The sequence below is a fragment of the Winogradskyella arenosi genome (genome assembly GCF_003337305.1).
Lineage (GTDB): Bacteria > Bacteroidota > Bacteroidia > Flavobacteriales > Flavobacteriaceae > Winogradskyella > Winogradskyella arenosi.
The window spans coordinates 945,607-969,521 of the sequence record NZ_QPJO01000002.1; the positions used below are offsets into that span (position 1 = coordinate 945,607).

Annotated in this window: 24 protein-coding genes; 12 read left to right on the forward strand and 12 right to left on the reverse strand. The window is 36.0% G+C overall.

Annotated elements, in window-relative coordinates; all coding sequences use genetic code 11:
- Positions 1-7: 7 nt before the first annotated feature.
- The 8 genes from menA to DFQ08_RS08855 all read left to right on the forward strand — a co-directional run bounded on the left by menA (position 8) and on the right by DFQ08_RS08855 (position 9,437).
- Positions 8-913: a 1,4-dihydroxy-2-naphthoate octaprenyltransferase gene (gene menA, locus DFQ08_RS08820; RefSeq protein ID WP_114309708.1), complete on the forward strand. Its 906-nt coding sequence runs from the start codon at positions 8-10 to the stop codon at positions 911-913.
- Between the two features lie 38 nt (positions 914-951).
- Entirely contained in the window at positions 952-1,629 is a 678-nt protein-coding gene (locus DFQ08_RS08825; protein WP_114309627.1) for a metal-dependent hydrolase, read from the forward strand.
- 491 nt (positions 1,630-2,120) lie between these two features.
- Positions 2,121-3,236, forward strand: a complete 1,116-nt coding sequence (locus DFQ08_RS08830) for a glycosyltransferase family 4 protein (protein WP_114309628.1) — start codon at positions 2,121-2,123, stop codon at positions 3,234-3,236.
- A gap of 267 nt (positions 3,237-3,503) precedes the next feature.
- Positions 3,504-4,193, forward strand: a complete 690-nt coding sequence (locus DFQ08_RS08835) for a DUF2490 domain-containing protein (RefSeq protein ID WP_114309629.1) — start codon at positions 3,504-3,506, stop codon at positions 4,191-4,193.
- Position 4,194: 1 nt separating this feature from the next.
- Positions 4,195-5,232 carry an o-succinylbenzoate synthase gene (locus DFQ08_RS08840; RefSeq protein WP_114309630.1) on the forward strand — a complete coding sequence of 346 codons (1,038 nt, stop codon included), beginning with the start codon at positions 4,195-4,197 and terminating at the stop codon, positions 5,230-5,232.
- A gap of 1 nt (position 5,233) precedes the next feature.
- Complete coding sequence (locus DFQ08_RS08845; RefSeq protein ID WP_114309631.1) at positions 5,234-6,196, forward strand: CPBP family intramembrane glutamic endopeptidase; 963 nt, start codon at positions 5,234-5,236, stop codon at positions 6,194-6,196.
- A gap of 2 nt (positions 6,197-6,198) precedes the next feature.
- Positions 6,199-7,284 carry an AMP-binding protein gene (locus DFQ08_RS08850; RefSeq protein WP_114309632.1) on the forward strand — a complete coding sequence of 362 codons (1,086 nt, stop codon included), beginning with the start codon at positions 6,199-6,201 and terminating at the stop codon, positions 7,282-7,284.
- Between the two features lie 86 nt (positions 7,285-7,370).
- Positions 7,371-9,437, forward strand: coding sequence for a vWA domain-containing protein (locus DFQ08_RS08855; RefSeq protein WP_114309633.1), 2,067 nt, complete (start codon positions 7,371-7,373; stop codon positions 9,435-9,437).
- A 68-nt stretch (positions 9,438-9,505) separates the two neighbouring features.
- On the opposite strand, the gene DFQ08_RS08860 is transcribed toward DFQ08_RS08855, so the two are convergent.
- The 3 genes from DFQ08_RS08860 to DFQ08_RS08870 all read right to left on the reverse strand — a co-directional run bounded on the left by DFQ08_RS08860 (position 9,506) and on the right by DFQ08_RS08870 (position 11,906).
- Complete coding sequence (locus DFQ08_RS08860; protein ID WP_114309634.1) at positions 9,506-10,360, reverse strand: OmpA/MotB family protein; 855 nt, start codon at positions 10,358-10,360, stop codon at positions 9,506-9,508.
- Positions 10,361-10,454: 94 nt separating this feature from the next.
- Positions 10,455-11,456 carry a glycosyltransferase family 2 protein gene (locus DFQ08_RS08865; protein WP_114309635.1) on the reverse strand — a complete coding sequence of 334 codons (1,002 nt, stop codon included), beginning with the start codon at positions 11,454-11,456 and terminating at the stop codon, positions 10,455-10,457.
- Positions 11,457-11,906, reverse strand: coding sequence for a type I restriction enzyme HsdR N-terminal domain-containing protein (locus DFQ08_RS08870; RefSeq protein WP_114309636.1), 450 nt, complete (start codon positions 11,904-11,906; stop codon positions 11,457-11,459).
- 141 nt (positions 11,907-12,047) lie between these two features.
- On the opposite strand from DFQ08_RS08870, the gene holA reads away from it, so the two are divergent.
- Positions 12,048-13,052 carry a DNA polymerase III subunit delta gene (gene holA / locus DFQ08_RS08875; protein WP_114309637.1) on the forward strand — a complete coding sequence of 335 codons (1,005 nt, stop codon included), beginning with the start codon at positions 12,048-12,050 and terminating at the stop codon, positions 13,050-13,052.
- A gap of 83 nt (positions 13,053-13,135) precedes the next feature.
- On the opposite strand, the gene DFQ08_RS08880 is transcribed toward holA, so the two are convergent.
- The 8 genes from DFQ08_RS08880 to DFQ08_RS08915 form a co-directional block, all read right to left on the reverse strand.
- Positions 13,136-14,110, reverse strand: a complete 975-nt coding sequence (locus tag DFQ08_RS08880; RefSeq protein ID WP_114309638.1) for a permease — start codon at positions 14,108-14,110, stop codon at positions 13,136-13,138.
- The gene (locus DFQ08_RS16325) at positions 14,103-14,441 is read right to left on the reverse strand and encodes an OsmC family protein (RefSeq protein ID WP_262508878.1); all 339 of its coding nucleotides are present in this window, start codon (positions 14,439-14,441) and stop codon (positions 14,103-14,105) included. The genes DFQ08_RS08880 and DFQ08_RS16325 overlap by 8 nt, the downstream gene beginning before the upstream one ends.
- Positions 14,442-14,516: 75 nt before the next feature.
- Entirely contained in the window at positions 14,517-14,753 is a 237-nt protein-coding gene (locus DFQ08_RS08890) for a thioredoxin family protein (protein WP_114309709.1), read from the reverse strand.
- Positions 14,754-14,806: 53 nt separating this feature from the next.
- Complete coding sequence (locus DFQ08_RS08895; RefSeq protein WP_114309639.1) at positions 14,807-15,091, reverse strand: ArsR/SmtB family transcription factor; 285 nt, start codon at positions 15,089-15,091, stop codon at positions 14,807-14,809.
- A gap of 192 nt (positions 15,092-15,283) precedes the next feature.
- A complete protein-coding gene (locus tag DFQ08_RS08900; RefSeq protein WP_114309640.1) occupies positions 15,284-17,590 on the reverse strand; it encodes a multicopper oxidase domain-containing protein in 2,307 nt (768 codons plus the stop codon).
- Position 17,591: 1 nt separating this feature from the next.
- Positions 17,592-18,050, reverse strand: coding sequence for a DUF305 domain-containing protein (locus DFQ08_RS08905; RefSeq protein ID WP_114309641.1), 459 nt, complete (start codon positions 18,048-18,050; stop codon positions 17,592-17,594).
- A 277-nt stretch (positions 18,051-18,327) separates the two neighbouring features.
- Positions 18,328-18,987: a response regulator transcription factor gene (locus DFQ08_RS08910; protein ID WP_114309642.1), complete on the reverse strand. Its 660-nt coding sequence runs from the start codon at positions 18,985-18,987 to the stop codon at positions 18,328-18,330.
- A complete protein-coding gene (locus DFQ08_RS08915; protein WP_114309643.1) occupies positions 18,971-20,698 on the reverse strand; it encodes a sensor histidine kinase in 1,728 nt (575 codons plus the stop codon). The genes DFQ08_RS08910 and DFQ08_RS08915 overlap by 17 nt, the downstream gene beginning before the upstream one ends.
- Positions 20,699-21,019: 321 nt before the next feature.
- Between DFQ08_RS08915 and DFQ08_RS16160 the strand changes: the two genes are divergently transcribed.
- The 3 genes from DFQ08_RS16160 (at position 21,020) to DFQ08_RS08925 (ending at position 23,049) form a co-directional block, all read left to right on the forward strand.
- Positions 21,020-21,196 (forward strand): hypothetical protein, encoded by a 177-nt coding sequence (locus DFQ08_RS16160; RefSeq protein WP_181858382.1) that lies wholly within the window; start codon positions 21,020-21,022, stop codon positions 21,194-21,196.
- A gap of 177 nt (positions 21,197-21,373) precedes the next feature.
- Complete coding sequence (locus DFQ08_RS08920) at positions 21,374-22,360, forward strand: LamG-like jellyroll fold domain-containing protein (RefSeq protein WP_114309644.1); 987 nt, start codon at positions 21,374-21,376, stop codon at positions 22,358-22,360.
- Between the two features lie 308 nt (positions 22,361-22,668).
- A complete protein-coding gene (locus DFQ08_RS08925) occupies positions 22,669-23,049 on the forward strand; it encodes a Fur family transcriptional regulator (protein ID WP_114309645.1) in 381 nt (126 codons plus the stop codon).
- Between the two features lie 87 nt (positions 23,050-23,136).
- Here the strand turns inward: DFQ08_RS08925 and DFQ08_RS08930 are convergent, their stop codons facing one another.
- Complete coding sequence (locus DFQ08_RS08930; RefSeq protein ID WP_114309646.1) at positions 23,137-23,907, reverse strand: DUF2490 domain-containing protein; 771 nt, start codon at positions 23,905-23,907, stop codon at positions 23,137-23,139.
- Positions 23,908-23,915: the final 8 nt, after the last annotated feature.

Sequence of the window (23,915 nt, forward strand, 5' to 3'; positions counted from 1 at the left end):
AATGGTGATGAATAAAATAAAACCGTGGCTTTCTGCCATACGATTAAGAACATTACCGCTTTCTGTTTCAGGAATCATCTTAGGAAGTTGTTTTGCCTTTTATAATGGGAAATTTAATGGGCTTGTATTTGCACTAGCTTTATTGACTACTATTGCCTTACAGGTGCTATCTAATTTAGCAAATGATTATGGTGATGGGGTTCGAGGGACCGACAATGATGAGCGTTTAGGCCCGCAGCGTGCTATTCAAAGTGGGGTTATAACGCCTCAGCAAATGATGAACGCTATACGTTTAAATATCGCTGTGGTGATTGTGGTCACCCTCTTATTGCTTTATGTGGCTTTTGGGGCGAATCAGTTTGTATACGTCTTGTTATTTACAGCTTTAGGAGGCTTATCAGTCTATGCGGCCTTAAATTACACCATGGGTAAATCGCCTTATGGTTACCGGGCACTTGGAGATGTATTTGTATTTATTTTCTTCGGATTGGTAAGTACCATAGGGACGTATTTCTTATATGTGCAGCAAATTGATCATTTGGTCTTATTACCGGCTGTAGCTTTAGGCTTATTAAGTGTAGCCGTTTTAAATCTTAATAATATGAGAGATTTAGAATCAGATACAAATGCAGGGAAAATAACTTTGGCTATAAAATTGGGTAAAAAAGGGGCTAAGCGCTATCATTTCGCTCTTGTCCTTGGAGCCATGTTTCTGATGGTTCTATTTTCAATTTTGTACTATGTAGAGCCTTATAATTTCTTATATCTCATTGGCTTTATACCTTTAATTAAGCATCTTAATAATGTAAAGAAGGCAGAGCAGGCCAATGATTTTGATAGTCAACTAAAGGTGGTTGCCTTATCTACATTTCTAATCGCTGTACTTTTAGGAGTTGGGTATATTTTATATTAATTTTAAAGCGTTTTGTTAAGCAGATAAATTCTAATTTTATGAAAATTACATTTTACGGTCATGCCGCATTAGGCATTCAGATAAAAGATATAAATATCATTGTGGATCCTTTTATAACAGGAAATGATAAAGCCTCTGGTATCGATATTGATAGTCTTAAGGCGGATTATATTTTGGTAACTCACGCGCATCAAGATCATATTTTAGATGTTGAGGCTATTGCCAAGCGTACTGGAGCGGTTATCGTTTCTAATTTCGAAATCATTTCTTACTACCAGAATAAAGGTTTAGAAGGACACCCAATGAATCATGGAGGGTCTTGGGATTTTGAATTCGGAACGGTGAAATACGTTAATGCTATCCATACCTCTTCATTTCCAGATGGCGCTTATGGTGGACAACCAGGCGGATTTATTATAGAAGGCGAGCATAAAACCATCTATATTGCAGGTGATACGGCCTTAACTATGGATATGAAATTAATTCCGATGCAAACACAATTAGATTTAGCCATACTGCCTATTGGTGATAATTTTACAATGGGGGTAGAGGATGCTATTCTGGCGAGCGATTTTATTGAATGCGATAAAATATTAGGTTACCATTTTGATACTTTTGGTTATATTGAAATTGATCATGAAGAGGCCAAACGTAAATTCTTTGATAAAAATAAAGACCTTATGCTTTTAGATATAGGAGAAAGTATGGAGCTCTAAGATTGTGAATTTTCCTTTTCGTATGAATGACGATAAGGGAAAACGACTTCTAATAAAAAGACGATAGGCTTAAAAGGTAGATAGAATCATATTTTGTGTTCTAGAAGCTCCTTTTAAGCCTTTTGTTTGTTATAAGAGCTTGCAATTTCTTTCTTTTTAATGACGATTGTGGGGATCAAATAAGTCGATGGAGGAAGGTTTACCTAATATTTTATTTCTCCTGTATTTAAACATAGGCCTTAAAGGTAATTTTATTAGCACTTCTTAAGGCTGGGATGTCAGAAGTTACTACTCATCCGGAGCATATTACAAATTCAGTATAAAATATAAGGATTTGCGATTTTAAAATCATGCATCGTTATGATTTATAGTTATTTATAGTTAATTTAGAGGGGCTGACAGATTGTGTTTTCAATGCGCTGTACGCTATAAAGTCTTCATGGATTAAACTTTAACCGCTAAAGAAGACTAGAATTCTAGGGGATGTTATTATGAAAATTGTGCTATTAGCAAGGTATTTACCTGCGGAAGGTTCTACAACTCACATGTATTCCGTGGCAGAGAATCTTGTGCAGCGTGGGCATACCGTTTATATGCTTTCGAGAGGGCCGGGGAAGGATGCAAGTGCTATGCAACTTTACCATCAGATCAAATCACGCGGGGTTAATTTTATCACTTTACCATTTCCGCTTTACAACAAAATCAACCTAATAACGCAGTTTAATCAGCTATTGCATTATCTGTTCGCTATTCCAATTGCTTTATTCTACTTCTTTAAGTTAAAGCCAGATGTTATCCATGCTCATTATCCCGTAACTACTTATTTAGCTTCGATTTATAGAGGTCTTACGGGGAAGAAATTTATTGTAACCTATCATAACATGCATATTCCTAGGCATTTGTTGAATAGGAAAGCGGACTATGCCATTGCAATAAGTAGAGAGTTAGAAGAAGATTTAGTCGCTAATTACGGCTACCAAAAGACTGAAGTGGTCCGGATTTATAATGGCGTTAAAGATCGGAATTGTATTTTGATGCCGCAGGGAATTCAGAATTTAAAAAAAGCCTATCATATCCCTTTAGAGCCAATGCTATTTGGCTTTGTGGGAACCTTAAACCATAGAAAAGGAATTGATGTATTTTTAAAAGCAATGCAGCGTTGCGCACATCTCAATGTACATGGCGTGATTTTAGGAGATGGAAAAGATAAAGCAATGGAGAACTTTGTAAGGGAACATCATTTAGAGGAGTGCTTAACATTTATTCCTTTTAGAGATCCTTCGGATATTTATAATATGATGGATGTATTAATTCTTCCCTCTCGGGTAGAAGGGTTTCCTTTAGTTCCTTTGGAAGCGATGATGATGAAAACGCCTGTTATTCGGTCTAATATCGAAGGAGCAAAGGATCAAATTCAGGATGGTGTCAATGGGTATTTGTTTGAATCTGAAGACGACGACAAATTGGCTAAAATTATTGAAGAACTAAGCTCAGACCCTAAACGATTATCACTTATGGGAGAACATGCTTTTGCACATGTTAAAGGTCATTTTTCTGAAGATATGATGGTAGACAAAATGTTGAAGGTTTATCGACGTACCTTGTAACGTCTTCTCAATACTGCTCATCAAGACTGTAGTATAGATGGTAATGACTTATGGTGTATGGCGTCAATTGAATTAGGAGTTTACACGAAGGCAATTATGAGGTTTCCTTATACATAAAACTGTATTCCTCTTCGCTAATAAATCCTATTTTAACTTGTCTAAGACACTTAAAAACAAATTTAAATTCAGACTATTTTTTTAGAATAAATTAGCGTTTAGATACGAGGAGATGTGTATTTTTATGCTTTAATCTAAGAAAACATATCAATGAAGTTAACTCGTGTTTTATGGCTTTTATGCTTAAGTGTTTCTGGTTTGTATGCCCAAGTCGATGAGTCTCAGACAGGCAGTTGGTATATGTACTTTTATAAACATCAGTTTAAAGAAAGTGAGTGGGGTATTCAAGGTGATTTTCAATATAGAGATTGGCAAGGGCTCGGCGATATGGAGCAATTATTACTTCGTTCAGGACTTACCTATACGCCTAAAAAAACCAACGTAAAATTTACTTTAGGTTACGGGCATGTAACAAGTGGCACTTTTGGCGAGAGTAGTGCGACGGCTGTAGAACATAGAATTTATCAAGAAGCATTAATACCTCAAAAATTAGGAAATAGAGTTTACTTAACCCATCGTTTTCGCTACGAACAACGTTTTGTTGACGATCAAGATTTTAGAACGCGTTACCGTTACAACCTTTTCCTTAATGTGCCTATAAATGCTAAAACTTTAGATCCTAAAACCATTTATGCTGCCTTATATAACGAGATTTTTATAAATGGAAATACCGATATAGGGGATGGCAACACAGTGGAAATTTTTGATAGAAACAGAACTTACTTAGGGCTTGGTTATGTCTTAAACCCCAATATAAGATTTCAATTAGGGTGGATGAATCAGAAGACCGTAAATTGGGGTAAAGGCCAATTACAACTAAGTATGCACCATACCATATAAGATGATAAAAGCAACATATAAAAAATACATTCTTAATTTTAATAGACCTAGTGGTACCTCTCGTGGGGTTATGACCGAAAAAGAAACCTGGTTCATCACCTTAGAAGAAGGGGATCGCAGCGGTGTAGGAGAATGCGGAATTTTAAGAGGATTGTCTGTAGACGATCAACCCGATTATGAAGAAAAACTTCAATGGGCCTGTAAGCATATAAATTTAGGTTTAGAGACCTTGTTGGCTGAATTATCAGCCTATCCAAGTATTCAGTTTGGCTTAGAGACGGCTTTTAAATCCTTAAAGAGTCCGAAGCCTTTTGAACTTTTTCCTTCAGCTTTCACCGATGGATCTGCCGCAATTCCTATTAATGGATTGGTGTGGATGGGAAGCGAAGCTTTTATGCGAAGTCAAATTAAAGACAAGATTAAAGCCGGTTTTTCATGTATTAAATTAAAAATTGGAGCTATTGATTTTAATACCGAATTGGCCATATTAAAATCTATTCGTCAGGAGTTTTCTGTGGATGACATCGAATTACGCGTAGACGCTAATGGTGCTTTTGCGCCAGATGAAGCTTTAGAAAAATTAAAGCAATTGTCGGAGTATCAATTGCATTCTATAGAGCAGCCTATTCAATCTGGACAATTAGAAGCAATGGCAAAATTGTGTGAGGCAACACCGTTACCTATTGCTTTAGATGAAGAGTTAATTGGGGTCTTTGCAAAAAGCGACAAACAAAAGGTCTTAGACGTTATTCAACCTCAATATATCATTTTAAAGCCGAGTTTAGTAGGTGGTTTTAAAGGAAGTGAAGCGTGGATTGCACTTGCAGAATCTCAGAACATAGATTGGTGGATTACGAGTGCATTAGAAAGTAACGTGGGACTCAATGCTATTGCGCAGTGGACATATACACTTCAAAATCCACGACCACAAGGCCTAGGAACAGGGAGTTTATTTAGTAATAATTTTCCTTCGCCGTTAAGGGTAAATAACGGTACTTTGCATTACGATTTAAAACATAATTGGAAATTTAATTTATAATATGGGTTATATAGAACAAGCCTACAACGTGCTTCATGAATGGTGGAGATATTTAATTGGTTTAATTTTAATTTTTGTCTTTTGGCAAATTATAGGAATGATTCCTTTGCTCATTTTTATTGGTATAGAAGTCGTGAATGGCGCCGATTTAGCGATGGCTACAGACGTCACACAAATGGCAAAGTTACTTGGGAATAATGTATTCCTGTTTTTAATGCTCTTGTCCTTTGCTATAGGACTCGTTGGAATTATCGTTTCAGCTAAAGTGATCCATAAACAATCCTTTTTAAAATTAACCACATCACGATCTAAAATAGATTGGAAACGTGTAGGATTCATCTTTGTAATTTGGGGAATCTTCTCAATAGGAAGTACATTTTTATCTTATTATTTGGCACCAGAAGATTATGTCTATAACCTAGACGTACAGCCCTTTATCATTTTGTGTTTAATCGCCTTTATTTTTATGCCCTTACAAACCAGTTTCGAGGAGTATTTACTAAGAGGTTACCTCATGCAAGGCTTCGGTGTTTTACTAAAAAATAGATTAGCACCTTTAATTATTACCTCAGTCATCTTTGGTTTATTGCATGGTTTAAATCCTGAAGTCGATAAATTAGGACCTATAATAATGGTGTTTTATATCGGTACCGGACTGTTGTTAGGGATTATGACCTTGATGGATGAAGGCTTAGAATTAGCGCTAGGATTCCATGCCGCTAACAATATTTTCGTCGCTTTACTAGTAACTTCAGAATGGTCTGCCTTACAAACCGATGCCTTATTAACTTCGGTAGCAGATCCTAAAGAGATGGCTTTTTCTGAAATTGTTGCCCCTGTTTTAATTGTTTATCCTATATTGTTATTGATTCTTTCAAAAAAGTATGGTTGGTCCAATTGGAAAGAGAAATTAACAGGAAAAGTACAAGTGCCAGCAAAAGAAGATTATAAAATAATAGAGTAATTATGACACCAACATTCGACAAAGTACATAATCGTTTTAAATTTAACGGGCTTCATTTTACACATGAAGAATTAAAAGAAGTGGCATACAGTCTTATTAAGGAAGGACAGCCTTTTGAAAAGGAGACGGGTGATTTTCTAATCGATTGGTTAGATCGTAAAGATCATATCTACGTCAGCACTTCGGGCTCTACCGGAAAGCCAAAAGAGATTAAATTACAGAAACAGACCATGGTGAACTCGGCCATTGCTACAGGTAATTTTTTCAATTTAGAACCTGGGGATAAAGCGTTACATTGTTTGCCGAGTCATTTTATTGCGGGTAAAATGATGTTTGTAAGAGCATTGGTTTTGGGCTTAGAGATTGATTTTGTTGAGCCTTCTGCTCATCCTATTTTCGATTACGAGAAAACCTATGATTTCTGTGCTATGATTCCGTTGCAACTCAAGTATACTATTGGTCACGTTCATAATATTAAGAACATAATTGTAGGAGGCTCTAAAGTAACAAAACCTTTAGTAGAAAAGATTAAGCACTGTGAGTCTAAGTTTTTTGAAACTTATGGTATGACGGAAACCGTAACACATGTGGCCTTACGTCAGTTAGAATCTTTAGCCGGAGAACGAGAACCTTATTTTAAGGCTTTAGAAAACATTACCTTTAAAAAAGATGATAGAAATTGTTTGGTGATCCACGCACCTAATTTAGTCGATGAGGATCTTGTAACAAACGATCTTGTAGAGTTACATTCAGACACGAGTTTTCAACTTATAGGACGTTTTGATAACGTTATAAATTCTGGTGGTGTAAAATTATTTCCAGAGCAAATAGAAGAAAAATTACAGCCTATTATTTCGCAACGTTTTATTGTTGCTGGGGAAGAAGATGGTACATTAGGAGAGAAATTAATTCTTATTATTGAAAATCCAACGGATCCTTTAGAGGACATTAAGACGTCTATTAAGAACTTAAAAACCTTAGATAAATTTGAGGTTCCAAAGAAAATTTATACTTCTGAAAAATTTGCTGAAACCGTCAACGGAAAAATTCAACGTAAAAAAACGCTACAAACCGTTTTAGCACGTTAACTCACTGAAGGGGTCACTTTACTCATTGTAGATTTTTCATAGTAGCATTTATTAATAGGTTTACATAAACTTATAAATCGTCTATTATGAAAAATCTTACACTTATTTTTTGCCTCATGTGGTCCTTATGTCAGGTGCAGGCACAGCAAAAAAACATTACAGGTACTGTCACATCAGCGTCAGATGGTCTTCCATTGCCTGGTGCTAATGTTGTTATTAAAGGGCAGACCGTCGGTGCACTTACTGATTTTGATGGCCATTATACACTTAAAGCTCAAGTAGGAGACCTCCTCGTATTCAGTTATGTGGGTTTAAAAACGGTTAGTGTAACGGTAGGAAACGGAACAGTTATAGATGTAGCTTTAGAGGAAGATGTTCAGTTAGATGAAGTCGTTGTTATAGGCTATGGAACACATGTTTCTCGGGGTTATACCGGTGCTGCTACACAGATTAGAACACGAAAAAACAACCAACGTCACCGTACACATTCTAAAATCGCTCAACAACTTAAAGGACAAGTTGCAGGTGTTCAAATTAGAGGTGTAGGATCTGTAAATCATAAAGACCCCTTATATATTATTGATGGTGTTCCGGTTCAAAAAACATACAATACTTTAGTTGATAGTATAGACCCAAAATCTATAGAACATATTAATGTTTATAAAGGTAACGAGGCGCTATCAATGTTTGGATCGTCTGCTAAAAATGGTTGCATTGTTATTACCACCACAGGCGGAAACTACCGTATAGAAAACAACGAAAATTACGCGAATATTACAGAAAATGATTTTGAATCTACGGGTTTATCACCTTTATCTACCTTTTCTATAGACGTTGATAAAGCAGGTTATAGTAATGTACGCCGCATGATTAATAATGGAGAAACCATTCCTCCAGATGCCGTAAAATTAGAAGAAATGGTGAATTATTTTAACTATAACTATTCACAACCTACTGACGAGCATCCTTTTTCAATACATTCTGAAGTGGTTACAACGCCTTGGCATCAAGATACGCAATTGGTACGTATTGGTCTTCAGGGAAAGACCTATGAGAATGACAACTTGCCCGCTTCTAACTTAACCTTTTTAATTGATGTTTCAGGATCTATGGGAGCCTCTAACAAATTGCCTTTATTAAAAAGTGCGTTTAAACTGTTAGTCAATCAACTTCGCGCTAAAGATAAAGTTTCTATTGTCGTGTATGCAGGAGCTGCCGGTGTGGTATTAAAACCAACGTCTGGAGATCAAAAAGAAACGATTTTGGCCGCCTTAGATCAATTGCATTCGGGAGGTTCTACAGCGGGTGGGGCAGGTATTGAATTGGCTTACAAATTAGCACAATCCCATTTTAAGAAAAATGGAAATAACCGTGTTATTCTTGCTACAGATGGCGATTTTAACGTGGGAGCCTCAACTAATGACGCTATGGAAACGTTAATTGAGCAAAAACGTAAATCTGGCGTATTCTTATCTGTTTTAGGCTTTGGTTATGGTAATTATAAAGATTCTAAGCTAGAAATTTTAGCCGATAAAGGTAATGGGAACCATGCTTATATTGATAATATGCAAGAAGCTCAGAAAGTATTTGGACAAGAGTTTGGGGGTACACTTTATACGATTGCTAAGGATGTTAAAATTCAAGTTGAATTTAATCCGAATAAAGTACAAGCCTATCGTTTAATTGGCTATGAAAATAGATTGCTTGCCGATGAAGATTTTATTGATGATACTAAGGATGCTGGCGAATTAGGAAGTGGGCATACGGTTACGGCCTTGTACGAAATTATTCCTCAAGGTGTGCCTAGTGACTATCTTAAGAATGTGCCTGATTTAAAATATACGGTGGTGGAAAATAAATCGGATTATAACGATGAGTTGTTTACGGTGAAATTTAGATATAAGAAGCCTACTGAAGATAAAAGTATTGAAATGGTACACGTACAAGCCAATGTCTTAGACAACATCTCTACGGATATGCAGTTTGCTTCTGCCGTAGCATTATTCGGAATGCAATTACGAAATTCTAAATACGATAACGATGCTACAATAGACCAAGTTATAGCCTTGGCAGAGAAAGGAAGAGGAGCGGATCGTAACGGTTATAGAGCTGAGTTTATTAGGTTGGTAAAATCTTATGAGCTCTTAAACTAAGCTTATAAAACAAGAAAAAGCCCAATGCAAAACATTGGGCTTTTTTATTTTAAATTTTTGACTGCTTTTTATTTTTCAGACAAATTCTTCATTTCATTTTCAACCATTTCGTAGAATTGGTCAATTTTTGGCATTACAACAATACGTGTACGTCTGTTTTTAGCTTTATGCTCTGCCGTATCATTTTCTACTAATGGCACATAGTGGCTACGTCCAGCAGCAATTAATTGTTGTGGGTTAACTTCTAAGCTTTCTAAAACTCTTACTACAGAAGTCGCACGTTTTACACTTAAATCCCAGTTGTCCACTAATGGTGGCTTATTGTAAGGTACGTTGTCTGTATGAGACTCTACCATAGCTTCAAAATCTGGCTTGCTATTAATAACCTTAGCAACTTTAGCTAATACTTCTTTAGCTCTAGTGGTTACGTTATAGCTTCCGCTTTTAAATAAAAGTTTATCAGCAATAGAAATAAAGACCACACCTTTTTCAACATTAATCTCAATATCTGGATCGTTGATTCCAACGGCCTTTTTAAGACTTGTTACTACAGCAAGGGTTACACTATCTTTTTTGGTTAAAGCGTCTTGTAATCTCGTAATTTTTAAATCACGTTCTTTTAAGCTTTCTAAAGATTTTTCAAGATTTTCAGAACCTTTCTTCGTTAAGATGGTTAAATCACCTTTGGTGTCAATTAAATCCTGGTTAGCTTTACGTAAATCGGCAAGCTGATCTTTCATCGTTTCTACACGCGCATTGGCCGCAGCAACATCAGAAAGGCAACTATTTAATTTAACGGTTGCTGTATTTAATAAATCTTCGGTTTTTTGATTTTTTTCTTGAAGTGCAGCATACTCTTTTTTCGACACACAAGAGGCCAAAAATAGCATAGAACATACACCAAATAACATTAATTTTTTCATAATTGATTTCTAGTTTAAAAAGTTAATTTTAACCTAACAAAATTATGCAAAAGAATAACGGCGCACACATGGATTAACAAAAACTTTAACAGTTTTATAAACAATCAAAAGTCCGTTTCTTTTTTATGAAATAAGACCATACAATAGACTTAGAATGGTAGTAACCATCACGCTTTGGTACTGATTTTCTAAATTTTATAAGTCGAGGCAATTGAAGGTAAAAGGCAAAATGAGCTCTTAATATGGCTAAAAAAAACAAAGGCTTTAATTGGACTAAAAAGCGAAGCGCCGCCACGCCATCTAAAACCATTCTAATAAAGACTTTAAGCCATACCTGAGACGATGCATTTTTTACTAAGGTAAAGAGGCTATTTCTGAAATTAAGAAAGATTTTCTTAGGATTGTCGGTCTTTAAGGTGGCACCACCGACATGATATACGGTAGAATGGCCAATATATCTAATTTGATAATGCTTATTGTAGGCGCGCCAACACAAATCAATTTCTTCCATATGTGCAAAAAAGCTTGCATCAAAACCGTTGAGTGTTTTAAAAACCGCATTCCTAATAAACATACAGGCACCAGAGGCCCAAAAGATGGAAGCCTCGTCATTATACTGGCCTTGGTCTTCTTCAAGCGTATCAAAAATCCGTCCTCGGCAATACGGATAGCCATAGGCATCTATAAAACCACCGGCCGCACCAGCATATTCAAAAGCAGAAGGGTTTTTATAATCTAATATTTTAGGTTGAATGATGGCGGTAGCTTCATGGCTGTTAAATTCTGTCACTATAGGATCGAGCCAATTTTCAGTAACCTCAATATCACTATTCAATAAACAGAGTAGGGGTGCATCAATGGCCTTTAAGGCTTCGTTATACCCTTTAGCAAAACCAGCATTTTCACGATTTTGAATCAGTTGTACCGTTGGGAAATTAGACCTTACAAAGGCTACGGAATCATCTGTAGAGGCATTGTCTGCAACATAAATTTGAGCCTCTTTTGAGTATTGTATAACTGAAGGTAAAAACTGTTCTAACAGGGCTTTTCCATTCCAGTTTAAAATAACAACGGCAATATCTTTGGTTTGTAGCATTTAATTTAGAGTATAATCAGGGATATCCATTAAAAAGGCATACTGTTCATTAGCCATATCCATTTCGCAATAATAATGATTTAAACCATTGGTCACCATTAAATATTGGGCGTTGAGCACCATATTATATTGTGCAATTTGATCGAAAGTGTTTTGGTTTATGGTAATACTATGTGCTTTACATTCTACAATTAAGAAAATGCTTCCATCGGGATTGAAAATAACAATATCGTAACGTTTTTTTAAGCCGTTAAGATTCAGTTCTTTTTCAACATTAATTAGAGATTTTGGATAGTTTTTTACATTCATTAAATAATGAACGCAATGCTGTCTTACCCATTCTTCAGGTTGAAGAATGATGAATTTTTTACGAATCACATCAAAAATAGAAACTTTATTTTCTGTACTTTTGAAGCGGTATTCAAACTTTGGAAAGTTGAGTTCTTGCAACACTTAGAATAGCTAATTTTCTTCAAAGTTACAGCAGAATAGTACAAATCACAATATTCAATTGGTAAAATCTAAGGATTTCCTAGCTAGGGCATTGATAAGAACAAAAATTGAATTATTTAACTTGGTATTTTTTACAATTTGGACGAAATAAAACAACTAGTAGCCGCGATAAAAAAGGGAGACCTTAAGCCCATTTATTTTTTAATGGGAGATGAGTCTTATTACATTGATAAAGTGTCAGATTTTATTGAAAACACGGTATTAGATGAGACCGAAAAGGGCTTTAACCAAATGGTGCTTTATGGTCGCGATGTGACCATAGATGATATTGTTAGCAATGCAAAGCGCTACCCTATGATGGCTGAACGTCAAGTGGTTATTGTAAAAGAAGCTCAAGACTTAAGTAGAACCATTGAGCAATTGGCTAAATATGCTGAAAATCCACAACCAACGACCGTTTTAGTTTTAAATTATAAGTATAAGAAACTAGACAAACGTAAGGCGTTATACAAGGCACTAAAAAAAGTCGGTGTTGTTTTTGAAAGTAAAAAGCTTTATGAAAACCAAGTGGCCGATTGGATTAGACGCGTCCTTGCAGGAAAAAATTACGAAATTTCTCCAAAAGCAGCACAGATGCTCGTAGAATTTCTGGGTACGGATTTAAGTAAAATAGATAATGAACTTAATAAGCTTAAAATTGTTTTACCTGAAGGGACCCAGATTACGCCCAACCATATAGAGGAGAATATTGGGATTAGTAAGGACTATAATAATTTTGAGCTCCGTAAAGCCGTTGGGCAACGCAATATTGTAAAAGCACATCAAATCGCTAAATATTTTGCAGAAAACCCGAAGGATAATCCTATGGTGGTTTCGGTGTCTTTATTGTTTAGTTTTTTCTCTCAGTTATTGCACTTACACGGCATGTCTGATAAGAGTCCGCGATCTGTAGCCTCAGCTTTAAAAGTGAATCCCTATTTTGTAAACGAATATCTTGAAGCTTCTAGAAACTACCCTATGAAAAAGGTAAGTTATGTTATTGAAGTGCTTCGAGAGTTTGATGTAAAAAGTAAAGGTGTGGGGTCTTATGCGGTTTCTCAGGGCGACTTGCTCAAGGAATTGCTCGTTAAAATTTTAGGCTAAAACAGGATTTAATAGGCTTATTATTGATTTCAATAAACCTTATAGTCCGTTAGCATTTATACTGTTTCTATAATTCATGAGTCTTATAGTAGAAGATTAAATAAGAATCCTGAAAAAATAATAGCTAGTGTTATGACGCCGAAAAAAATGGCGATCAGTTTTAAGGACATCACTTTTTTTAATAAGGTGGCTTCCGGAATGGATAAGCCAACGGTTGCCATCATAAAGGCAATGGCGGTACCTAACGGCACTCCCTTTGCGACAAAAACATCTATAATGGGTACAATTGCTGCGGCATTAGCATACATGGGTACGGCAATAAGTACGGCAAGAGGAACGGTCCACCACTGGCCACCACCGAGATACTGACTAAAAAAGTTTTCCGGAACAAAGCCATGCATCGCGGCCCCAATCGCAATACCTATTATAACGTAAATCAGCACATCTTTAACGATACTCCAAGCGCCACGACCTATTTCAGGCAAGCGTTGGTAGAAGGTACGTGCTTCCGTTTCATATAAATTTTGTTGTATATTTTGGTTTGAAATTTGTTTTACCCAATCGGATAGTAAAGGTTCCAAATGTAATTTTCCAAGAAGCCAGCCGCCTAGTGTACCTAATAAAATTCCTGATAAAGCATAGATTAAAGTAGCTTTAGGTCCAAACATTCCTATAAACATAGCAATGGCAACTTCATTAACTAAAGGCGAGGTAATTAAAAAAGAAAAGGTGACTCCTAAAGGAATTCCACCTTGTACAAACCCAATAAATAGCGGTACAGAAGAGCAAGAACAAAATGGGGTCAAGGCTCCAAAAATAGAGGAGAAGACGTATTCTAAGCCAAATAGTTTTGTGTTTTGAAGGTAGTTTTTAAGCCGTTCTACAGGGAAGTAGGCATTTACAATCCCCATAAAAAATACAATGACAAATAGGAGGATTAATATCTTTAGAGTATCGTACACAAAAAAATTAAGGGCCGTTCCTAAATGGCTTCCAGGAGCAATATTAAAAATGCTGTAAATAAGCCAATCTGCAAAATTTTGTAGCCAATTAAACATTTGCTGTTGTTTTAATAGTACCTATTATGGCGCACGATTGTTCTATAGTATTGTAAATAGTGCCATGTTTTTCAATGTTCTTTTTTAAAAGTGGAACATTCAATCTGTCATCATTACTGTATAGTGTTAACTCATAATTGATCTGATCCATTCTAGGGGGATGCTCTAGTCGTGTGGCTCGGACTTCAACGCTAGCTTTAGAATAAGAAAAATTCATCATGGCTGAAAAACGCTCTACATTTTTAAGCATACAGGCGCTGAAAGCTGCTAAGAATAATTCCGCAGGGTTTGCTAAGGTTTCTGAGCTCTGAAAGGTGGTTCCAAAAGTGATCTGTGATTATTTAATCTGAATCTCCCCGGCTTTATTAGCAAGGGAGGTCGCTTTAATTGAATACGTCATTTTAGATCATATTAAAAGAGCTAAAATTTCATCTTTAGAAGGCACTCGGCCTTTTATGGTAATGGCATCATCGATAACTAATGATGGAGTCGTCATGATGTTGTACTTCATAATGTCCATCATATCTTCAACTTTTTCAATGCTGGCATCGATGTTATTTTCAGTAATCACAGTTTGTACGACCTTAGTCATAGATTGGCACTTTGGACAACCGGTTCCTAATATTTTAATAACTCTACTCATGATGTTTTTAATTTTTATTTTAGGTAAATTATACGCTTGTTTTATACCAGGTTTCAACTAAAAAATTGTAGAAATAAGACTTGGGCTTGTTGCCAATGGGTTTGGTTGATGCAGTATTTTATTTTTGGAGGATTTAGTTCCCCTTGAATCAATCCCGCATTTTTTAATTCTTTAAGATGTTGAGAGATTGTAGATTGTGCGAGGGGAAATAATTCTATCAAATCACCTGTACAACAACACGATTGGTTCTCGAGATGCTTTAAGATGGCAAGTCGAGTGGGATGACTTAAGGCTTTGGCGTATTTCGCTAAACTTTCAGATTCATTTATAGTATCCATGTGGCTAAATCTCTTTACGAATTAACTATCGTAAATTTACGATGGGTAGAGCTTTAGAAACATGACTTTTGTCACATTCATTATCTTTTTTTAGAGATATTTAAACCTGTCCAAGTAGCGTTGGAATCAGGAAAGTAGAAGGTGTGGTAACGACAGTAATAGTCGTTTTTCTTCTTGACTAGAGAGGGAGTATTAAAACCGAACCAATACACCGCCACCCCAACCGTAATGATTGTGATAATTACCTTGGATAGAGAAATTTCTTGAAAGGATATAGGACAGCGCCACAAGCCATTCAGTTTCTTCTTTATAGTTTACGTCTTCCTCAAGATCATTGACCCAACCAAAATCGGTTCTATATTCATATTCGCCTTCCAGAAATAGCCTTGGAAAGACCAATAGCTCCTTATCCAGCCTGATTCTTGGGCGCAATTGATGGTCCATACTTACATCAACATTGAACATATAAGGCGTGAAGTATTTGACACCTGCTAAACCAACGGTATGTACTTTGCCAAACATATCTGGACTTTCATTTTCTGCATTCACAGCAACATATAACCGCACCCAATCATTAAGATATCTGTTGTAGCTCACTTCAATTTCTGCATTTTCGTCGTAATCAAACTCTACTTTTAGTCCAAATTCGTTTCTAATATTACTAGAGGTTAGCGTTAGTTCATTAAAATTTGATCCTATACGGGCCATTCCCCAAGTGTAATATTGATTGGTTTCATGAATTAGGTTTTCTACAGGGTAGGCTTCCATGCGTTCATCTGTTGGTGTGTCGTAGCTAAAGATACGCGTCATCCCACTCATCATATGGTATAACACGTGACAATGGAAAAACCAGTCGCCATATTCCTCATTATAGAATTCTATAGTTAACTCCTGCATCGGAGGAACATTTACGGTATGTTTAAGGGGAGAGCGTTCGCCGTTTTTATTGATAACCCTAAAATAATGCCCGTGGAGGTGCATAGGGTGGTGCATCATTGTTAGATTATTGAAGGTAATCCGGGTAACTTCACCGCTATTAATTTTGATGTTGTCCGTCTCCGCTAGTGGAACACCGTTCATGCTCCATATATATCGGTTCATATTTCCCGTAAGATTAAGTAAAAGCGTATTCACTTTGGCTTCTTTGGGAAACGTTGTTGGGGTTTTGGCTTTTAAAAAGTCATAATTGAAATGCGTTTTCCGCATTGCATGATCAAATGTCATAGTTTCCTTTTTCATCATGGGCTCCTGGTGCTTATGATGATCTATGCCTGCCATCTTCATGTTTTGTGTTTTAGTGGAATCTTTCATGGTTGAATTCTGCATCATCATGCTATTGTGATTCATATCCATTTTCATCCCGTATCGGTCTTTTAAGAATTGAGGATCTTTCTTTTCCGGGTTGAATACGATAGACGGTGCACCCATTTTCATATCCATTTTCGCCATTTGTTGCATCATGGCAATCTTATCGGGTCTGTTAATTACCATTGCCGGAAATAATTTGCCTTCTCCCAGTTGAATAGACGTATGTCCCGAACCATCTTGTGCGGTTGCGGTAATCTCTAATGTGCCATCTGGAATTGTCACCAATACATCGTAGGTTTCGGCTATGGCGAAAAGAAATCGGTCTTTGGCTACGGGTTGCACGTCCAATCCATCACTAGAAACAATTTGTGGATTACCAGCGCCAAAATCTAACCAAAAGTAAGTGGATGCCGAAGCGTTGATAAATCGCAGCCGTACTTTTTCTCCAACTTCAAAATTCGGATAGTTGGCTATAGCCTTCCCATTACTTATAAAAGCCGGGTAATAAATATCAGCAATATCAGCACCTTCCATACGGTCTCTCCACATCTTTAGTTGCGCGCCCAAGGCGCCTCTTGCTATGGCGCGGCTCAAGGGTACAGAGGTTCCTTTTTTTACTTGATACCATTCATTCCCTCTTTTAAGATTTCGAAGGACGTTTTCTGGTTTTTCATTGGTCCAATCGGATAAGACCACGACCAATTCTTTATCATATTCTAACGTTTTTTCCTTCGGCTGGATAACGATTGAACCGTATACGCCTTTTTGTTCTTGAAGCATGGTGTGTGAGTGGTACCAATAGGTGCCTGTTTGGTTTATGGGGATTCGATATTGAAAGGTGGTACCGGGTTTAATAGGTGGCGTGGTTAAATAGGGAACCCCATCATAAAAATTTGGAAGGATAATGCCATGCCAATGCACAGAGGTTTCTACATCCATGTTATTCGTTACGTTAATTATAGCAAGGTCACCAATGGTAAACTCTAATGTTGGTGCAGGAATCCCGCCATTAACCGTCATCCCATCTGCAGTTACGCCAGCAAGTGTAACTTCATCTTGATCTATAGTTAAATTGTAGGTCTTTATTGGGCGTCCTTCTTCGGATCGGTCGTCTCCATTTGTTCCTATTTGAGCAATGACACTATTGCTGTTTAAAACAAGAAGTACAAAGATTATGATGTTTTTTAGCATTCTATTTTTCGTTTTCAAGTCGTTGAATCATTTTCTTCATCTCGGTAATTTCTCTTTCTTGCGCTTTTATAATATCTTCTGCTAATTTTTTGACTTCAGGATCTTTAATATCGGCTTTATTACTCGTTAAAATAGCGATGGAGTGATGCGGAATCATGGCTCTCATCCACTTGATATCATCAATAGGAATTTGTTGTCTAACTAAATACGTTGGGATTATCATGAGTAGTATGCTCCCCAGAACAAGAGCTCTATTTTTGGTCTTATCGGTATACATGTTTCGCATAAATAAAAACATGATAAGAGCCATCCCACCAATCCCAATGAGGGTCATATACATTCTAGTCCAACTAAAAAAGACATGACTAAATTCATAGGTGTTAAAATACATGGTGATGTACATGGATATTGCAGAACAAAGGAGCATGAGAATAAATTTCGTATAATTTGAAGTGTTCATTGTATTGAAATTTTAAAAGTTGATACACAGCAGTAAGAGTGCGAATTGAAATCATTGACTTCAGGTAATTTAACAAATAAAAGCTGAATAAACGAATGGAAAGGGCAGAAGTTAGGGATGTACTTCTTGAATGCTATCTAAAAAAATAGGGGTCGGAAGACCATGGTCATTTTGCTAAAAGCGTTTATTTGATCTTAAAAGATTAAAATGTAAACTTGGTTTTGGTTGCGTTCCGGTGAAGCCGATTGTTGTTGATTTAGAATTGTGATTTAAAGGGCTAATTCCAAAATTTCTTAGAGATTTTAAAACTTTTTTTATCAATAAAAACCCAATTCGTATCTTTTTTGGTCACGAATTCTGGATTAATGGCTTCACTTTTATTAATGCGTTTAAAATGACTTTCAGGGAGTTGTGTTTCCAGTTTTGCAAAGGTGGTTCTTAACAACAAAGAGGAAGTTCGCGTAAAATGTAAGGTGATATATACGCCTTCAGATTCGGCATATAAAAATTCCGACATATTAAGGTGATATTCCGTTTTACCAACGTTTAGCGTAATATTTTTTGTTGTGGTATGGGCCAATGCTATTTTCATAGCTGTAATAACATTGGTTTCTTGTACAGGTTTAGAAATATAGGCGCTAGGAGCCGTTTGTAATACCTTTGCTAATGTGGCATCGTCTGTAGAGGCGGTTAAGTAAATAAAAGGAATGTGATAAGTTCTATTAATTTCTATGGCAACGTCAATACCGCTTTTACTTTGGTTTAAGGTAATATCAATAAGCGCTAAGTCTATAGGTTTAGACGCTAAGCATTGCAAGGCCCCATCATAATTCTTAACCACTTCAACCGTATTGAAGTGGTTTTCTATCATTTTTTTTATAGAATATGCAATGAGCATTTGATCTTCTACAATAAGGATATTAGCTGTTTTTGGCATAAGGAATAGTGATGAAAAATGTACTTAGTTCTCTTGTATAGGTTGCAGATATTTGGTTCAGCATACCTTCTACAATATAAAGCCCCATGGCTTCAGAATTTTGAGGTGTTGGAAATTCAGCACCATTATCTTTATAAATAACCTGTATGTTTTGGTCTTGTAAACTAATGTTTAAGTTCAGCTCTAAAATCTTAGCATTATTGGGTTTGGCATGCTTAATTGAATTGGTAATAAGTTCGTTTAATACCAAGCCAAAAGGAAGGGCAATATCAACCATGAGTTCTACTTTAGATGCCTCAATATAGTAACTAAAAGGTTTAGTCGTGGCAGAACGTTTAGTTTCAAAAACCGTTTTGGCATAGGTTTCCATATTCACAAAGGATTTCTCCGCCGTATCAAGGTCGTATGAAAAAAGTTGATGCCCAAGCGCTATGGTATTAACACGATCGTGAAGTTGCTTAATCTGCTCGTCCGTGGTTTTATTGCTTTCTTGGCCCTGAATTTCAATTAAGCTCAAGATTACAGCCAAATTATTTTTAATCCTATGATTGATTTCGTGAATTAAAAAAGTTTTATCCTTAACCGTTTGTTCTAGCTTTAAAGCCTCTTTTTCAATGATGAGTTTTTGTCGGTCCGTTTGCTTTTTTCTTTTTATTTCTTGAATTAAAAAAGCTAATAAGACAAGCGCTATGATGAAAATTAGAAGAAGGTTTTTATAGAGAGTTTTATTTTCTGTTATGACCTTTTCTTTTTCAATCTGCTCTTTTTTTAGTTCAAAATCTAAAGTTTGCTCATTGATTTTAATCGTTTTTAGATTAAAATTGTGCGCTTTTTCATAGTCTACAGCTGTTTTGTAGTAATATAAGGCTGAGTCTAACAATTGTCGGGCTTTAGAAGCTTCACTTTTCATTTTATAACTCGCCGATTTAATTTCGAGATAATCGGTGTTTTTAATATGATTAAAGGCCGAATCTATATAGATGTTAGAGATCCGTTCCTGATCTAATTTTTTATAGATACCACTGAGGTTTAAGTATAAGTAAGTAACGCTTATTTTGTTGTTTAGCGCTTTTCCCACAGCGATGGCTTTATTGTTTAACGCAATAGCCTCGTCGTAATTTTCATGGTCAGAATGGTAAAAAGCGAGTAGAATACCAGCCTCAGAGCTTTTACTAAGATTGTGCTGCGCTTCTGCAAATTCCTTAGCTTTTAAGGCTAAGTGATAAGATTGTTCTTTTTTATCTTGAACCCGATACCATGAAGACATTCGTATTAACCATGTGGCATAGTACTTGGTTTTAATTCGCTGGTCTTTATCGATGTAAACTTTTGCAGAACTAAGATCATCAAAAGACTTCCGGAACTCCTCTAAAATTTCGTAGATCAGTGCACGCTGAATTAATAAGCTTGTTAGATGGTAAGGCGTTAAATGATTTTCTGATAACATTTCATTAGAAAGGGCTAGTCCTTCATCTAATAAATTGGCATCTACGAGCGCCTGTACTTTTAAGACCTTTAAATTCTCGATTTCACTTGTGCTGTACCCATCCGGATTATTAGCCAGTACAACATTGATCTCATCTAAGAGCTTGGCATGCTCATGATAAAATACACGTTTTTCAATCGTTTTATAAAATTCGTCATAGTTGATGTCTTGCGAAAAACCGCAAAAGGAAGAGAGTAGTGCTGTGAGGATTAAAAAAACTTTCAAGTAGGCGTAATTGCTTAACGGTTTGGGTTATTTATTGGTTTTTAAGGCCTTGCATTTAAAGTATACCGCATAAATTGGGTGAGGAAAAGAACCTCTAAAAATGTGTCATACTTTAAAGTTAACAAATTTACCATTTTAATGACACGGTAAAATTGTAGCGTCAAGTTTTCATATCAAAAAATATAGGTTTTGTATCATTTGTTATATTTTGAAAGTAAAATTTGAAGACAAAGACTAGATTTGGAGTAGCATAAACGAAGTGACAACGCCTAATATCTATTAAAGGTGTTGCTTTTTTAAATACCGATTAAATTGAAAAAAATGACCCAAATCTTTTTTATTTCGATTGTTAAAGCTCTGAAAAATTCTTCAGAATCTTTAACGCAACTTCAAATAGAAGAACTTGACGACCAATCTATAAGCGAACCAACGCTTCAATTATTCTTAACGCATAGTCTTAATCTTAAGACCAAAACGGACCTCACGTTAAGTTCCTAATCTTAAATCTTATTTCCAATATTTTGTACGTCTTATAAAAGATGTGGGTAGACTATTAATCGGGTTCTATTCGCCTTAGTCTTTTGATGTCTAATGCTCATGAAACGCTTCTGTTTTTATGCTGCTCAACACGTAAACAATTAACTCTAATTATAACTAAATTTAAAAATTCAAATTATGAAACATTTCTACTTAACGACCTTTTTACTGATTTCTTTTTTTTCGTTAAAGGCCCAAAACAACGCTTTAAATTTTGATGGTAATGACGATTATGTTGAGTTTCCTAGTGATGCCATTTTCGATATTACCTCTGAAATTTCTATGGAAGCTTTTGTTTATCCTACGCAATATGCCAATGAGAACTCTATCATTACCAAATACGGAGATGTAACGTACCAAGATTCTTATCTTTTAAGACTTCAAAATGGTATACCTACGTTTCATCTTAAAATTGTAGGATATGGTTGGGCTCAAGTTGATGCTACAGACGTTGTAAGTTTGAACACTTGGACGCATATCGCTGCGGTTTATGATGGGGCGACTATGAAAATTTTTGTAAATGGGGTTTTAAGCGCCACAAAACCACAAACGGGATCGATAACCGTTAGTTCTTCAAAATTAAAAATAGGAAAATGGTCTGCTTCGGATGCTTTTCATGGGCATATTGATGAAGTAAGATTATGGAATATAGCCCGTACAGATTCTGAAATTTCACAACATTATACCACGGCCTCTGCGAGTACTGAAACCGGATTAATAGGGTATTATACCTTTGACCAAGGGACCGCAAATGGCGATAATACAGGAGTAATGACATTAACCGATGCTTCAAGCTCTGGTATAGATGGAACTTTATATAATTTTGAATTAACCGCAACAAGCTCTAACTGGGTTGGAGGTGTAGAGGTTGCTACATTGTCTTTAGACGATCCGTTAACGCCAAATACGCCTAGCATTTCTTTATATCCTAACCCTGCTAGTGATTATGTTCAGGTTTCAGGAATGACAGCTAATGAACGTTTTTCAATTTATAATATTTTAGGTTCTAAAATGTTTCAAGGGACGGCGTCTAATAACGATAAAATTGAGGTATCTAATTTTCCAAAGGGTGTATATATTATAAAATTTGAAAATGGGAATACTATAAAATTTACCAAACGCTAAATAGGGGATTACGCGAATGTAAAAGGCCTTCTTAGCAATTGTTAAGAAGGCTTTTTTTGTTTAAACCGAAAGTTGATTTCATGGTTCTTATATGATTGAGTTAAACATGGAATAGGAGATTTGTTTGTTAAAATGCTAAAAATCAATAAGCTATCTTCGAAATTTGAAATGGGATTATCTTTCGTTTAAGGTTTCTGAAAGTGTAAAATAGGGACCGTATAAAGTTTACCCTTTTAAAGCTTTCGGATAGATGTAATAAGGACTTAAATAATTTGTAAATGCGGCTTAGTTGCATTAAATTAGTATTTATGGGAATAATTAGAAAAACAAAATCGGTAGCTGCTGTACTTCAGATTTTTGAAGAACAAGAAGATGCGCAATCCGTTGTTCATCTCATAGAATTGCTCAAAGATGAGATGAATAGAACTACGGTTTATCGTATTTTAGATCGGTTTGAAAAAGATGGAATAATTCATTCGTTTAATGGAAAAGATGGATTAAGATGGTATGCGAAATGTCATGGCTGTGACTCTAATCATCACGTAGATGCCCATCCGCATTTTCAATGTACGGAATGTGATAAGGTGGAATGTTTATCTCTAGAAATTGAAATTCCACAAGTTAAGAATCATAAAATTGATTCTACGGATATTCTTTTAATGGGACAATGTGAAGCTTGTAGGCACTAAGCTTTCAGTCCGTAAGATTATAAATAAAATAGGGCGTTTGATTTTGAATCATACGCCCTATTTTTTGCTTTAGACCTTCTTCAGATATTAACTTTTAAATGGGTTCATAAGTAGTACGTCAAAGGCAATATAGTGCACATCTGTTAACGATGTTGTCCCTATTAGATCGGTCATATAGCCAATATTTAGAACGACTTGCGGTTGGGATAAGGCAACGGAATAATAGAAACAAAATCGGGTATCTTGATATTTAAAGGTGCTCCATTGATCGGTTTTAGTTGTTGCATATAAGACCTCGGCTGTAGTTATAAATTGCTGTGTTTTTGACGGATTAAGAAAAAATGAGGCTTTAGCTCGTAAACGTGATCTAAACTGTGTTTTTTTAGAATAAGGACTAAAGTCAGGATTATAAAAAAAACGAAGTTCGGGTCTAAAACCAATATGATAATTTAATTTCCCTACCGAATTATGATAAGAAAATCGGCTGTAAGCTCTTATTTCTTGTCGTGTGTCAGGGGAACTTTGGGCATAGGGCGGTGTGCTGTTGTATTGGTATTGCCAGCGATAACTTAAGGCAGCTGCGTAGGACCAATTTTTATGAAATCGGTGTGTAACTTCTTCATTAAGGACATAGATTGCTGGTTTTTCAAAGCCGTTGTAACGGTTTGGTGTGCTTATGCGTCCTAAGCCTAAGTAAGTTTTAGAGCTTAGTGTTCCGCTTTTATTAAGCGGTTGTTTTAGACCAAGAGCAAACCAACTTGCGGTATGAGCTTCGCCCAATCCTGGTGGAGAGAATTGAGCAAAGCCATTGAAACTAAAGCTAATTACCAGTAGGGGCGTTAAGATAATTCTTAGCATTTCTGAAG